Source organism: Pseudomonas azerbaijanoccidentalis, assembly GCF_019145495.1.
Lineage (GTDB): Bacteria > Pseudomonadota > Gammaproteobacteria > Pseudomonadales > Pseudomonadaceae > Aquipseudomonas > Aquipseudomonas azerbaijanoccidentalis.
Map to the genome: position 1 here is coordinate 326,111 of NZ_JAHSTU010000006.1, position 14,790 is coordinate 340,900.

The following is a 14,790-nucleotide window of genomic DNA, read 5'->3' on the forward strand; positions in this document are numbered from 1 at the left end:
GTTTAGAGCTTGTTCCACGCCATGTGCCAATGCGCACCGACGCCTGGCTCATATCCGTTTGCAGTCGGGCTGTATTGCTTGCAGTAGCCGGACTCCGGGAACGGCTTGCACTCAAAGACTTCGTTGGTCTTTGGTTGCAGCACTTTGGTACCCGCGGTGTAACCGCTGATGCCTTCCGGGAACACGAAGTCGTAGTCGGCACCGGCGCCTTCGCCGGTCAGCTTCGTGGTCTGGGTATCCTGGCGAGTGGTCCGGCCATCCAGAGTCGTTCCAACCAGGGTCAGGGTATGTGCGCCAGGGTTGCTACGAACATCCAGCGCCAGCCAGCTAGCGCCGCTGGCCACTTCGGCGGAGGTCGAGCCAACCGGCTTGTTGCTCTCGTCGAACAAGGTCGCTTCGACGTTCATTTTGCGATTGGAGATGATGCTGAAATCGACCTTGGCCACGCCCTTGTCCAGTACGTACTCAACTTGCTGGGAAGCCACCGAGAGACGAGCGGCGGCATCTTCCTGCATGTTCAGTTGCACTTCGTAGCGGGTCACACCGCTGTCTTTCTGTGCGAACACACTGTTGGTGCCTTTGACCGGTTCGATATCGCCGTTCTCACCACGAACGCCTGCGCGAACCAGTGTATGAGCCTGGTTGATGGCGTCCGCCAACTTGAACGACCAGTTGTTCGGCTGGCCTTCTTCGGCGCTGTTGATGGCGATCTCGACACTGAACTCCGGTTTTTCGCCATTGGCGGAGAACGCACGGGCCTTGACCTTGTCACCGACCAGCAACGTGGTCGAAGGGGAAATGCTGCCCACGGAGGACCAGCCACCCGGCAGCTCCGGCTCCGCGAGGATGTTCACGTCTGCCGGGTTATAGAACGCGGCATCGGTATCGCCCACGGTCCAGATCGCCAGGATGACGTGATGACCGGATTTGTCTGCGGGGATGGTGCAGTTGTGTTTGTCGCTGTTCGATGGCTTTTGATTGCCACCGTCGACGGTGCAGAAGGGAGTGCTTTCGAACGTGGCGCGTTTGAGCGCTTCGTTCGGGTTCCAGCCGTTACGGGTGATGAAGTACTCGTGTTTTGTGGCCGGATGAACGGCCGTGTAGTGCCATTGGAAATCGATGTTGCGATCCTTGATTTCCGTCAGTTGCCAGCGGGTAGCGGACTGCGCATCCAGTGCGGAGAACAACGAGTGACCACCGCTTGCAATCTTGCCGTCGACCGGTCCCTGCAAGGGAGCACCACCGACGCCGGCGGGAAAGCCCTTGAAGGTTTCGCCGACACTCTGTGGTTCGTACTGCGCGCCACCGCAGTTGGTGTTCAAGCCTTTCTGGCAGGCTAGCGCACGTGACGGCGGCACTTCCAGGTAGCCGTGAGCGGAAGCACTTTGAGAGGCGAACATTGCCGATAACAGGATCATTGAAGAAGTGCAGGCAGCAAACGCACGTCCCTTGTACGAAATATTTTTCATCACATGAATTCCAGACTACTTATCGAAATTTAAGGTGCACATGACTGCGGCACCGACGTTTGCGACATTGCTCAGAAGGGGGATGAGCAAGGGTCCGAAACCTTACTTGGATGAAACCACTTTCTATGTAGGGAAAGTCTCCACTGGCCGCAGGAATGGTCTCTCCGGCTGTTTCTCCGACATTGGATGAAGGAATTCTTACAAGCGGCGACGCCACCACTAAACATGAAATGAAGTGCAAAAAAAAACCTGTCCGGCGCCAAGCCGGACAGGCTTTCATTCACCGCACAGACGGTTATTCGTGGTACTGCGCCGACAGTTCATGGACTGCGCGCAAGAACGCACCGGCGTGTTCCGGATCGACTTCCGGCGTGATGCCGTGACCGAGGTTGAACACGTGGCCGCTGCCTTTGCCGTAGCTGGCAAGGATGCGCCCGACTTCAGTGCGAATGGCTTCGGGTTTGGCGTATAGCACCGTCGGGTCCATGTTGCCTTGCAAGGCGACTTTGTCACCGACGCGGGCACGGGCGTTGCCGATGTCGCAGGTCCAGTCCAGACCCAGTGCGTCGGCACCGGCGTCAGCGATGCTTTCCAGCCACAGGCCGCCGTTTTTGGTGAACAGGATCACTGGCACCTTGCGCCCTTCGTGCTCGCGGATCAGGCCGCTGACGATTTTCTTCATGTAGGCCAGCGAGAACTCCTGGTACGCCGCCGCCGACAGATTGCCGCCCCAGGTGTCGAAGATCTGCACCGCTTGCGCACCAGCCATGATCTGGCCGTTGAGGTAGCTGGTGACCGACTGCGCGAGTTTATCCAGCAGCAGGTGCATGGCTTGCGGGTTGTCGTAGAGCATGGCCTTGGTCTTGCGGAAGTCTTTCGACGAACCGCCTTCGACCATGTAGGTGGCCAGGGTCCATGGGCTGCCGGAGAAGCCGATCAGCGGTACACGACCGTTCAGTTCGCGGCGAATGGTGCTGACCGCGTCCATCACGTAACCGAGGTCTTTGTGCGGATCGGGAATTGGCAGGGCTTCGATGTCGGCCAGGGAGCTGACGACTTTCTTGAAGCGCGGGCCTTCGCCGGTTTCGAAGTACAGGCCTTGGCCCATGGCATCGGGGATGGTCAGGATGTCGGAGAAGAGGATCGCCGCGTCCAGTTGCGGATAGCGGTCGAGCGGCTGCATCGTGACTTCGCAAGCGAACGCCGGGTTCATGCACAGGCTCATGAAATCGCCAGCCTTGGCACGGCTTGCGCGGTATTCAGGCAGGTAGCGACCGGCCTGACGCATCATCCACACGGGGGTGACGTCTACGGGTTGCTTGAGCAGGGCGCGCAGGAAACGGTCGTTCTTCAGGGCAGTCATGTCGGCATCCGGAAAAAAAGTGCGGGCATTTTCTCAGAGCCGGAGGCAAAAGGCACGGTTGCAGGTCAGCCTTTTGTCTATCGGGTCAATTTGTCGCAATAAATACGCAGATTTCAGCAACACCCGGAAACCAATGTGGGAGCTGGCCTGCCAGCGATACAGACACCTCGGTGTGTCAGTTTGACCGAGGTGATGCTATCGCTGGCAGGCCAGCTCCCACAGGTATTGCATTACAGTCAGCGGGACGGGGTTAGACGCCCAGGTAATCCAGGATCCCTTCGGCGGCATTGCGGCCTTCGAAGATCGCCGTCACCACCAGGTCAGAACCACGAACCATGTCGCCACCGGCGAAGATTTTCGGGTTGCTGGTCTGGTGCTTGTACTGACCTTGTTCCGGCGCCACAACGCGGCCCTGGCTGTCGGTCTGGATGCTGAACTGTTCGAACCACGGCGCCGGGCTTGGACGGAAACCGAACGCGATGACCACGGCGTCGGCCGGGATGATCTCTTCGGAACCCGGGATCGGCTCGGGGCTGCGACGGCCACGGGCGTCCGGCTCGCCGAGACGGGTCTCGACCACCTTCACACCTTCAACCTTGTCTTCACCAACGATGGCGATCGGCTGGCGGTTGTAGAGGAATTTCACGCCTTCTTCCTTGGCGTTTTTCACCTCTTTGCGCGAGCCGGGCATGTTCGCTTCGTCACGACGATAAGCACAGGTCACCGACTTGGCGCCCTGGCGAATCGAAGTACGGTTGCAGTCCATCGCCGTGTCGCCACCGCCGAGTACCACGACCTTCTTGCCTTTCATGTCGACGAAATCTTCCGGCGACTTTTCAAAGCCCAGGTTACGGTTGACGTTGGCGATCAGGAAGTCCAGCGCGTCGTACACGCCCGGCAGGTCTTCACCGGCGAAACCGCCCTTCATGTAGGTGTAGGTGCCCATGCCCATGAATACCGCGTCGTATTCTTCGAGCAGTTGCTCCATGGTCACGTCGGTGCCCACCTCGGTGTTGAGGCGGAACTCGATGCCCATGCCGGTGAAGACTTCGCGGCGATTGCTCAGCACGGTCTTTTCCAGCTTGAACTCGGGGATACCGAAGGTCAGCAGGCCACCGATTTCCGGGTTCTTGTCGAACACCACCGGGGTCACGCCACCACGTACCAGCACGTCGGCGCAGCCCAGGCCCGCAGGCCCGGCACCGATGATCGCGACACGCTTGCCGGTCGGCTTGACCTTGGACATGTCCGGGCGCCAGCCCATGGCGAACGCGGTGTCGGTGATGTACTTCTCCACCGAACCGATGGTCACCGCGCCGAAGCCGTCGTTGAGGGTGCAGGCACCCTCGCACAGACGATCCTGCGGGCACACCCGGCCGCAGACTTCCGGCAAGGTGTTGGTCTGGTGCGACAGCTCGGCGGCGGCAAGGATGTTGCCCTCGGCCACCAGCTTCAGCCAGTTCGGAATGAAGTTGTGCACCGGGCACTTCCATTCGCAATACGGGTTACCGCAACCCAGGCAGCGGTGGGCCTGGTCGGCCGACTGCTGGGGTTTGAACGGTTCGTAGATTTCCACGAACTCTTTCTTGCGTTGACGCAACAGTTTCTTCTTCGGATCCTTGCGCCCGACCTCGATGAACTGGAAGTCATTATTCAGACGTTCAGCCATTTTAAAACCTCATCAAACTCTTCAGGCGCATATCACTGCGGGTTGGCACGGGTGCTGGAAAGCAACGATTTCAAGTTGGCAGCCTTCGGCTTGACCAACCAGAAACGGCGCAAGTAGTCATCGAGGTTTTCGGCGAGTTCACGACCCCACTCGCTATCGGTTTCCGCGACGTACTCGTTCAGCACGTTTTGCAGGTGACTGCGATAAGCTTCCATCGCTTCGCCGCTGATCCGCTGGATTTCCACCAGTTCGTGGTTGACCCGGTCAACAAAGGTGTTGTCCTGGTCGAGCACGTAGGCGAAACCGCCGGTCATGCCAGAGCCGAAGTTGTAACCGGTCTTGCCCAGGACGCAGACGAAACCACCGGTCATGTACTCGCAGCAGTGATCGCCAGTGCCTTCCACAACGGTGTGGGCACCGGAGTTACGCACGGCGAAACGCTCGCCCGCGGTGCCGGCGGCGAACAGCTTGCCACCGGTGGCGCCGTACAGGCAGGTGTTGCCGATGATGGCACTGTCCTGAGTCTTGTAGACGCTGCCCTTCGGCGGAACGATGACCAGCTTGCCGCCGGTCATGCCCTTGCCGACGTAGTCGTTGGCGTCGCCTTCCAGGTACATGTTCAGGCCGCCGGCGTTCCACACGCCGAAACTCTGACCTGCAGTGCCCTTGAAGCGGAAGGTGATCGGCGCTTTCGCCATCCCCTGGTTGCCGTGCTTGCGGGCGATTTCGCCGGAGATCCGCGCGCCGATCGAACGGTCGCAGTTGCAGATATCCAGGGCGAACTCGGCGCCGCTCAGGTCGTTGATGGCCGAACTGGCCATGTCGACCATTTTCTCGGCCAGCAGGCCCTTGTCGAACGGCGGGTTGCGTTCAACGCCGCAGAACTGCGGTTTGTCCGCCGGTACGTGGTCGCTGCCCAGCAACGGCGTCAGGTCCAGGTGATGCTGCTTGGCGGTCTGCCCTTCGAGGACTTCCAGCAGATCGGTACGGCCGATCAGCTCTTCGAGGGAGCGCACGCCCAACTTGGCCAGCCACTCACGGGTTTCTTCGGCGACGTAGGTGAAGAAATTCACCACCATGTCGACGGTACCGATGTAGTGATCCTTGCGCAGTTTCTCGTTCTGAGTCGCAACGCCGGTGGCGCAGTTGTTCAGGTGGCAGATGCGCAGGTATTTGCAGCCCAGGGCGATCATTGGCGCGGTGCCGAAGCCGAAGCTTTCAGCGCCGAGGATGGCTGCCTTGATCACGTCGAGGCCGGTTTTCAGCCCGCCGTCGGTTTGCACCCGGACTTTGCCGCGCAGGTCGTTGCCGCGCAGGGTCTGGTGGGTTTCGGCGAGGCCGAGTTCCCACGGTGCGCCGGCGTATTTGATCGAGGTCAGCGGCGATGCACCGGTGCCGCCGTCGTAGCCGGAGATGGTGATCAAGTCCGCGTAGGCCTTGGCCACACCGGCGGCAATGGTGCCGACGCCCGCTTCCGCGACCAGCTTCACCGAGACCAGCGCCTTCGGGTTGACTTGCTTCAGGTCGAAAATCAGCTGTGACAAGTCTTCGATCGAGTAGATATCGTGGTGCGGCGGTGGCGAAATCAGGGTCACGCCCGGCACTGCGTATCGCAGTTTGGCGATCAGACCGTTGACCTTGCCGCCTGGCAGTTGACCACCCTCGCCCGGCTTGGCGCCTTGAGCGACCTTGATCTGCAGCACTTCGGCGTTGACCAGGTATTCCGGGGTCACACCGAAACGGCCAGTCGCGACTTGCTTGATTTTCGAGCTCTTGATGGTGCCGTAACGCGCCGGGTCTTCGCCGCCTTCACCGGAGTTGGAACGCGCACCGAGGCGGTTCATGGCTTCGGCCAGGGCTTCGTGAGCTTCCGGCGACAGGGCGCCCAGGGAGATACCGGCGGAGTCGAAGCGCTTGAGCACCGATTCCAGCGGTTCGATCTCGCTGATGTCCAATGGTGTGTCGAGGGTTTTGACTTTCAGCAGGTCGCGGATCATCGACACCGGGCGGTTGTCCACCAGCGACGTGTATTCCTTGAACTTGCTGTAGTCGCCCTGCTGCACAGCGGCTTGCAGGGTGTTGACCACGTCCGGGTTGTACGCGTGATATTCGCCACCGTGGACGAACTTCAGCAGGCCACCTTGCTGGATCGGCTTGCGCGGGCTCCAGGCTTCGGTGGCGAGGGCTTTCTGCTCGGCTTCGATGTCGACGAAACGCGCACCCTTGATGCGGCTTGGCACGCCACGGAAGCTCAGGTTGCAGACTTCCTCGGACAGGCCGATGGCTTCGAACAACTGTGCACCACGGTACGACGTGATGGTCGAGATACCCATCTTCGACAGGATCTTGAGCAAACCTTTAGTGATGCCTTTACGGTAGTTCTTGAACACCTCGTAGAGGTCGCCCAGCACTTCACCGGTGCGGATCAGGTCGCCCAGCACTTCATAGGCCAGGAACGGATAAACGGCAGAAGCGCCGAAACCGATCAACACGGCGAAGTGGTGCGGATCGCGAGCGGTCGCGGTTTCCACCAGGATGTTGGAGTCGCAACGCAGGCCTTTCTCGGTCAGGCGGTGGTGCACGGCACCGGTCGCCAGCGACGCGTGGATCGGCAACTTGCCCGGGGCGATGTGCCGGTCACTCAGCACAACCTGGGTACGACCGGCGCGCACGGCTTCTTCAGCCTGGTCGGCCACGTTGCGGATCGCCGCTTCGAGGCCAATGCTCTCGTCGTAGTTCAGATCGATGATCGCGCGCTCGAAGCCCGGGCGATCGAGGTTCATCAGGGAGCGCCACTTGGCCGGGGAAATGACCGGCGAGCTGAGGATCACGCGCGAAGCGTGTTCCGGCGACTCCTGGAAGATGTTGCGCTCGGCACCGAGGCAGATCTCCAGCGACATGACGATGGCTTCACGCAGCGGGTCGATCGGCGGGTTGGTGACCTGCGCGAACTGCTGGCGGAAATAGTCGTACGGCGTGCGCACGCGCTGGGACAGCACGGCCATCGGCGTGTCGTCGCCCATCGAGCCAACGGCTTCGTAGCCTTGCTCGCCGAGCGGACGCAGCACCTGGTCGCGCTCTTCGAACGTGACCTGGTACATCTTCATGTACTGCTTGAGCTGATCGACGTCGTAGAACGCCGAACCGTGGTCGTTGTCTTCCATGGTCGCCTGGATGCGCAGGGCATTCTTGCGCAGCCATTGCTTGTACGGATGACGGGACTTCAGGCGGTTGTCGATCGCATCGGTGTCGAGGATCTGCCCGGTTTCGGTGTCCACGGCAAAGATCTGGCCAGGCCCGACACGGCCCTTGGCGAGCACGTCTTCAGGCTGGTAGTTCCAGACACCGATTTCGGACGCCAGGGTGATGAAGCCATTCTTGGTGGTGACCCAACGCGCCGGACGCAGACCGTTTCGGTCGAGCAGGCACACCGCGTAGCGACCGTCGGTCATTACCACGCCGGCCGGGCCGTCCCACGGTTCCATGTGCATCGAGTTGTATTCGTAGAACGCACGCAGATCCGGGTCCATGGTCTCGACGTTCTGCCACGCTGGCGGAATGATCATCCGCACGCCACGGAACAGGTCGATGCCACCGGTGACCATCAGCTCCAGCATGTTGTCCATGCTCGAGGAGTCGGAACCGACGCGGTTGACCAGCGGGCCGAGCTCTTCCAGATCCATCAGATCGTTGGTGAACTTGGTGCGACGGGCCACGGCCCAATTGCGGTTGCCGGTGATGGTGTTGATCTCGCCGTTGTGCGCCAGGAAGCGGAACGGTTGAGCCAGCGGCCATTTCGGCAGGGTGTTGGTGGAGAAGCGCTGGTGGAACACGCAAATCGAGGTTTGCAGGCGCTCATCGCTCAGGTCCGGATAGAAGGCGGTCAAATCCGCCGGCATCATCAGGCCTTTATAAATGATGGTCTTGTGCGAAAAGCTGCAGACGTAGTGGTCGGTGTCAGCGGCGTTGGCCACGGACGAGCGACGACGGGAAGTGAACAGCTTGACGGCCATGTCCTGATCGCTCAGGCCTTCACCGCCGATGTACACCTGCTCGATCTGCGGCAGGCGCTCAAGGGCCAGGCGGCCGAGCACGCTGGTGTCGATCGGCACTTTGCGCCAGCCGACCAGTTGCAGGCCGGCGGCCAGAATCTCGCGGTTCATGTTCTCGCGAGCGGCTTCGGCTTTGACCGGGTCCTGGTTGAAGAAGACCATGCCCACGGCATATTGCTTGGGCAGTTCAACGCCGAACGTTTCCTGGGCGATGGCTCGCAGGAACACGTCCGGCTTTTGAATCAGCAGACCGCAACCGTCACCGGTCTTGCCGTCGGCATTAATCCCACCGCGGTGGGTCATGCAGGTCAGGGCCTCGATGGCCGTTTGCAAAAGGGTATGACTGGGCTCGCCCTGCATATGGGCTATCAGGCCGAAACCGCAGTTATCCTTGAATTCATCTGGTTGGTACAGACCTGCTTTCATAGACACTTTCTCACCAGGCTGCCTCTTGTCGAGGCAAATTTCTTTTCAATTCAACCACTTACCATTCGCGCTGGACGTACGCCAGCTTTGCGGGGGCAAAAGGGAGGTCATTGTACACACCGACACGGAGGCTCACAAATTTGACGACGAAATGTCGCAAATCTATGTCGCATTTGTGAAAGGTTTAAAGCGATATGCTGTGCTAGTCAAAACTTTTTTAATTTTGACCGCAACGACTCAAAGACTACTGTGACGCAGACACCACAAGGCACGCGGCCTGTGGGGCCAGCGCGCTCTTGCAGAAATTTTGAGGTGCCGGGAGAGGCGGCCTGGGTAAGGCCGCCGAATCTTCAGCGAGCTGTTGCCAGTTCCTGTTGGACGCTGGCGACAGAGCGTGGCCAAGGTTTACCAGCCTGAACCTTCGCTGGCAAGGCCTTGATGGCGGATACAGCTGCATCACGGTTGGTGAAACTGCCGTAGGTGATGACGTAAAGCGGCTTACCGTTGAGGACTTTCTTGAAGTAACGGTACTCGCCGCCCTGCTCCTTGACGAAGTTTTGCGCGGTCGCTTCCGAGCTGGTGCCGAGGATCTGCACCACGTAGTTACCCGGTGCCTGACCGGCGTACCAGGTACCACCGGCAGCCTTGGTGGCAGCGACTGGCTTCTCGGCAGGCTTGGCGGCGGCAACGGCCGGTTTGGCGGGCGCCGGCGCAGGCTTGGCGGCTGGCGCTGGAACCGGTGCTGGCTTGGCAGTAGCGACCTGAGTCGGTGCAGGGGCAGGCTTGGCCACCGGCGTCGGTGCAGGGCCGGCCGGAATGCCCGCAGGCGGTGCGGTGGTGGTTACGGTCGGCGGCGTGTCGCTGGAACCTTCAAGTGGAACGCCATCGTCGCCTTCGGTAATGCCACCCGCTGCTTCGGCCAGAGGGCCACGCATGACAGGTTGCGAGTTACCGACCAACGGCAGCGGCATCGGCTGTGTATTGCCGGCAAATTCGACGGCTGGCGCGCCACCGTTCGCCTGAGGTGCACCCTGGCCGAGTGGCAATTGCGCCTGCTCGTTGGCCGGAGCACCGGTGGTCGGTGCTTTGCTGCGACCCGGCATCAACCAGGCGGCGGCTACCGCGACCACGACGACGGCGGAAATCGCCAATACGTGTTTCTTCGGCATATTGAACCCCATACTTGGACGCTTCACCGCTGAGCGGCTGGCAATCATGGCTTCGATCATTGCATCGCGGGCAACCTGGTTGATATTGCCAGGCCAACCCTCGGAGCTTTCGTGAATATCAGAGATCTGATCCGCGGTGAAAAGTTCGATACCCCGACCTGCCCCTTCAAGGCGCTGATCCAGGTATTCGCGGGTTTCTTCTTCGGTGTAAGGCTGCAGCTCGATGACGTGAAAGCGCTCTTCTTCAAGGCTCAACTGCTCAAGCTGGGCGATCATCGAGGACTCGCCGAACAGGAACACGTGCGGACGCCCTTCCGGCGCACCGGCACCCAGCGCCATCAACGCTTCAAGCGCGGATTCGTCGAGTTGCTCGGCGTCATCCACCAGCAGATAGACTTCCTGACCGGTGAGCGCCAGTTGCACCACCTGCGCCAGGATCGCGCCGATTTCCGCCTGGGCAACGTCCAGGGCTTGAGCCACTTGACGCAGCACACCCGCCGAATCGCCGGCGCCACGGGCGGAAACCACCACGCTCTGCACCGATTGCTTGTTGGTGCTGGCCACCAAAGCCTGACGCAACAGAGTCTTGCCACTGCCTTGTGGCCCCGTGACCACCAGCAGCAGTTGGCTGTAACGCGCCAGGTGATGCAGCTGCCCCAGCACGGGTTTGCGCTGGGCCGGGAAAAACTTGAAGCCAGGCACCCGTGGAGCAAAAGGGTCATGACTCAACTGGTAATGGCCGAGGAAAGCCTCGTCGGCATGCAAACTAGTCATCGCGTTCTTATTAACCTTTAAGCTGAGCCAGGGCGCGGTAATCCGCTCCCAGCGTGGCCTGTAGAACCTCTTTCGGATAATCGTCGGTCACCACCGCTTCGCCCATGTGGCGCAGCAGCACCAGGCGCAAACGACCGTCGATCACTTTTTTGTCAATTGCCATGTGTTCGAGGAAATTGGCTTGCGTCATCTCTTCCGGCGGAATCACCGGCAACCCGGCGCGCTGGAACAGCCGAATGCCGCGATCGCGTTCCTGTTCGCTGATCCAGCCCAGGCGCGCAGACATCTCAAGCGCCATTACGGTGCCAGCAGCGACGGCTTCACCGTGAAGCCAGACACCATAGCCCATATGGGTTTCGATGGCGTGACCGAAGGTATGGCCAAGGTTGAGCGTGGCGCGCACACCGGTCTCTTTTTCGTCAGCCCCGACCACCGCTGCCTTGGCGGCGCAGGAGCGCTCGATGGCGTAGGTCAGGGCTTGTTGATCCAGATTGCGCAGGCGGTCGACGTTTTCTTCGAGCCAGGTCAGGAACGGCTCATCGCAGATCAACCCGTACTTGATGACTTCAGCCAGGCCGGCAGACAGTTCGCGGGCCGGCAGGGTATTGAGGGAAGCGGTGTCGATCAGCACGACGTTCGGCTGATAGAAGGCGCCGACCATGTTCTTGCCCAACGGATGGTTGATCCCGGTCTTGCCGCCCACCGAAGAGTCGACTTGCGACAGCAACGTGGTCGGGACCTGAATGAAATCAACACCACGCTGGTAGCAGGCCGCAGCAAAACCGGCCATGTCACCGATGACGCCGCCACCGAGGGCGATCACGGTGGTACGGCGATCGTGCCGCGCGGTCAGCAGGCCATCGAAAATCAGTTGCAGGGTTTCCCAGGTCTTGAAGGCTTCGCCATCGGGCAGCACCACGGAAATCACCGAGAACTGCGCCAGACTGCGGGTCAGACGTTCGAGATAGAGCGGCGCAACGGTTTCGTTGGAGATGATCGCCACTTGCCGCCCGCGAATATGCGGGGCCAGCAGCTCAGGCTGGTCCAACAAACCTTCGCCAATGTGAATCGGGTAGCTGCGCTCGCCTAGATCGACCTTGAGTGTCTGCATGTGTCCCCACAGTGAAGATGTAATCAGGCGTCTTGCCTTGAATTAACCAATGTCCGCGGCCTCTGCTGGTGTGACGCCGTTCGGTAGCCATCCGCCACAACCTGGAGCGGTCATGGCAGGACGCCGAGGATAGCGCATTTCGTGCGGCGCTTTAACGGGGCGGAAGTTGCTGCAGGCGTTCCAGAATATCGAGCACAACCATACGCGGTGGCCGCTCATCGGTTTCCACCACCAGATCGGCGATTTCCCGATAAAGCGGATCGCGGACCGTCAGCAGATCCCGAAGCGTCTTGGCCGGATCAGCGGTACGCAGCAATGGCCGATTGCGGTCGCGCGAAGTGCGCCCGACCTGCTGTTCGACAGAAGCATGCAGATAGACCACCCGACCTCCGGCATGCAACGCCCGACGGTTGGCTTCGCGCATGACAGCGCCACCACCGGTCGCCAGCACCACACCGTCGTAATCACACAGCTCGGCAATCATTGCCTGCTCGCGATCACGAAAGCCTGGTTCGCCTTCCTTATCGAAGATCCATGGGATATTGGCGCCCGTGCGTAATTCAATTTCCTTATCGGAATCTTTGAATGGCAAGCGCAGCTCTTTGGCCAGCAACCGGCCGATGGTGCTTTTTCCAGCGCCCATCGGTCCTACAAGAATCAAATTTCGCACAGAATCAACGACTCACAGCAATCGCCTGGTTATTCATGATACGCGGAGTGAGAAACACCAACAGCTCGGATTTTTTCTCCGAAACCACGTCACGCCGGAAAAGGCGGCCAAGATACGGCACATCGCCAAGAAATGGCACCTTATCTACAACCTTGCTCTGAGTATTTGAGAAAACACCACCAATGACGATGGTCTCGCCATCGTTGACCAGGACCTTGGCGTTGACTTCGTTTTTCTTGATGGGCGGCACATCCTGGACCTTGTTCAGGTAGTCAGGTTCGTCCTTGGTGACCTTGACCTCCATGATGATCCGGTTGTCCGGGGTGATTTGCGGCGTCACCTCCAGCGACAGCGATGCCTCCTTGAAAGACACCGAAGTAGCGCCGCTGGAGCTGGCCTCCTGATAAGGAATCTCGGTGCCCTTGAGGATTTTTGCGGTTTCCTTGTCGGACGTGACCACCTTGGGTTGCGAGACAATTTCGCCGTTGCCGGTTTTCTCCATGGCGGTCAGTTCAAGGTCCAGCAAGACGTTGTCGGTGATGAAGGCGATGCCGATTCCCGAGGTATTGTTGACCGTCCCCAAATCGACGAACGGTGAGTTGGTGCTGGTGCTGCCCGGCGTGCCGATGGTCGATGACGCGTTGGCACCGTTGCTGACGCCTGAAGTATTCCAATTGCCCTTGTTCTGGATAGAGCCGCCCCAGCGCACACCCAGACTCTTGTCGTAATCGACGTTGGCTTCGACGATTCGTGCCTCGATCATCACTTGGCGTACCGGAATGTCCAGTTGCGCCACAATGCGCCGTAACTCGTCGAGCCGATCCTGTGTCTGGTAGGCAATAATGTTGTTGGTGCGCTCATCGACGGTGATCGATCCCCGCTCGTCGACTTTCGCTTCAGCGCTGGTCACCGACTGGAACAACTTGGCGATATCGGCTGCCTTGGCGTAATTGACCTGCAACAATTCACGCCGCAGCGGGGCCAGATCGGCGATCTGCTTCTGCGACTCCAGCTCCTGGCGTTCACGGGCAGCGATTTCATCGGCTGGCGCCACCAACAGCACATTTCCGATTTTGCGCTTGTCCAGCCCCTTGGTTTTCAACACCAGATCCAGTGCCTGGTCCCACGGGACGTTTTGCAGGCGCAACGTAATGCCACCCTGAACCGTGTCGCTGGCCACCAGATTGAGATTGGTGAAGTCGGCGATCAATTGCAGCACCGAGCGCACATCGATGTCCTGGAAATTCAGCGAGAGCTTTTCGCCACTGTAGGCATAGCGGTCAGCGTTACGCTTTTGCAGGTCGTCGACGGTCATCGGGCGGATGCTGACGGTCAACTTGTTGTCGGTCTGGTAAGTCGAATAATCGAAGGCGCCGCTGGGCTCGATAGTGATGGTGGCCCTATCGCCCGTGGCATTGGCATTGACGAACTGCACAGGCGTGGCGAAATCCTTGACGTCGAGGCGCACTCGCAACGGCTCGGGCAGGCGGGTTCTGGCGAAGCCGAGAATGATCTTGCCCTCGCGCTCTTGAATGTCGGGCGCGATGGTCGGATCCGACAGGTCGATCACTACATTGCCTTCACCCTGCGTGCCGCGCTGGAAGTCCACCCCGCGAATGGCCTTGCCGGACGGCGCAACGGCACGCGCTGGAGCTGGGCCCGGAACGGCGGTAGCGGTTGGCCTTTGTGCCGGAGCTTTGCCACCCTGCCCGACCACCACAAACAGGTTATTGCCCTCGACTCGCGTGTTGTACGGGGTCAGCTGGGTCAGATTGATGATCAGCCGCGTACGGTCCTTGGCCTCGACCACCGTTGCACTGCGGGCGTTGCCGGCACCCAGGTCACGGGTCTTGCTGGACAACTGACTGACTACACCGGGGAGATCGAGAGCGATCCGTGCAGGCGATTCCGTTGTGTATCCATTGGGGGCGGGAGGCGGCTCATCGAACGCCAACTTCAACTCGACGCGGTCGCCCGGCAGCGCGGCGACGTCCAGCGCTTTGAGATTGGCCGCTTGTACCATCGGCGACAGCAACGCTATCCATAGCGACATTCCGAGGGTGGAGAAAATCCTGTTCATTGTTCGA

The 14,790-nt window shown here is 60.1% G+C and carries 8 protein-coding genes; all 8 read right to left on the reverse strand.

Going from position 1 to position 14,790, the window contains the following annotated elements; genetic code table 11:
• Window positions 1-2 precede the first annotated feature (2 nt).
• The 8 genes from gbpA to KVG88_RS21025 all read right to left on the reverse strand — a co-directional run bounded on the left by gbpA (window position 3) and on the right by KVG88_RS21025 (window position 14,783).
• Window positions 3-1,469: an N-acetylglucosamine-binding protein GbpA gene (gene gbpA, locus KVG88_RS20990; protein WP_217872644.1), complete on the reverse strand. Its 1,467-nt coding sequence runs from the start codon at window positions 1,467-1,469 to the stop codon at window positions 3-5.
• Between the two features lie 295 nt (window positions 1,470-1,764).
• Window positions 1,765-2,832 (reverse strand): uroporphyrinogen decarboxylase, encoded by a 1,068-nt coding sequence (gene hemE / locus KVG88_RS20995; RefSeq protein ID WP_217872645.1) that lies wholly within the window; start codon window positions 2,830-2,832, stop codon window positions 1,765-1,767.
• Window positions 2,833-3,082: 250 nt separating this feature from the next.
• Window positions 3,083-4,501 carry an FAD-dependent oxidoreductase gene (locus KVG88_RS21000; protein WP_150703424.1) on the reverse strand — a complete coding sequence of 473 codons (1,419 nt, stop codon included), beginning with the start codon at window positions 4,499-4,501 and terminating at the stop codon, window positions 3,083-3,085.
• Window positions 4,502-4,533: 32 nt separating this feature from the next.
• Complete coding sequence (gene gltB, locus KVG88_RS21005; protein ID WP_150703423.1) at window positions 4,534-8,979, reverse strand: glutamate synthase large subunit; 4,446 nt, start codon at window positions 8,977-8,979, stop codon at window positions 4,534-4,536.
• A gap of 350 nt (window positions 8,980-9,329) precedes the next feature.
• A complete protein-coding gene (locus KVG88_RS21010; protein ID WP_150703422.1) occupies window positions 9,330-10,922 on the reverse strand; it encodes an AAA family ATPase in 1,593 nt (530 codons plus the stop codon).
• Between the two features lie 10 nt (window positions 10,923-10,932).
• Window positions 10,933-12,033, reverse strand: coding sequence for a 3-dehydroquinate synthase (aroB, locus tag KVG88_RS21015; RefSeq protein ID WP_150703421.1), 1,101 nt, complete (start codon window positions 12,031-12,033; stop codon window positions 10,933-10,935).
• Window positions 12,034-12,184: 151 nt separating this feature from the next.
• Window positions 12,185-12,703, reverse strand: coding sequence for a shikimate kinase AroK (gene aroK, locus KVG88_RS21020; protein WP_150703420.1), 519 nt, complete (start codon window positions 12,701-12,703; stop codon window positions 12,185-12,187).
• A gap of 4 nt (window positions 12,704-12,707) precedes the next feature.
• A complete protein-coding gene (locus KVG88_RS21025) occupies window positions 12,708-14,783 on the reverse strand; it encodes a type IV pilus secretin PilQ (RefSeq protein ID WP_150703419.1) in 2,076 nt (691 codons plus the stop codon).
• Window positions 14,784-14,790: the final 7 nt, after the last annotated feature.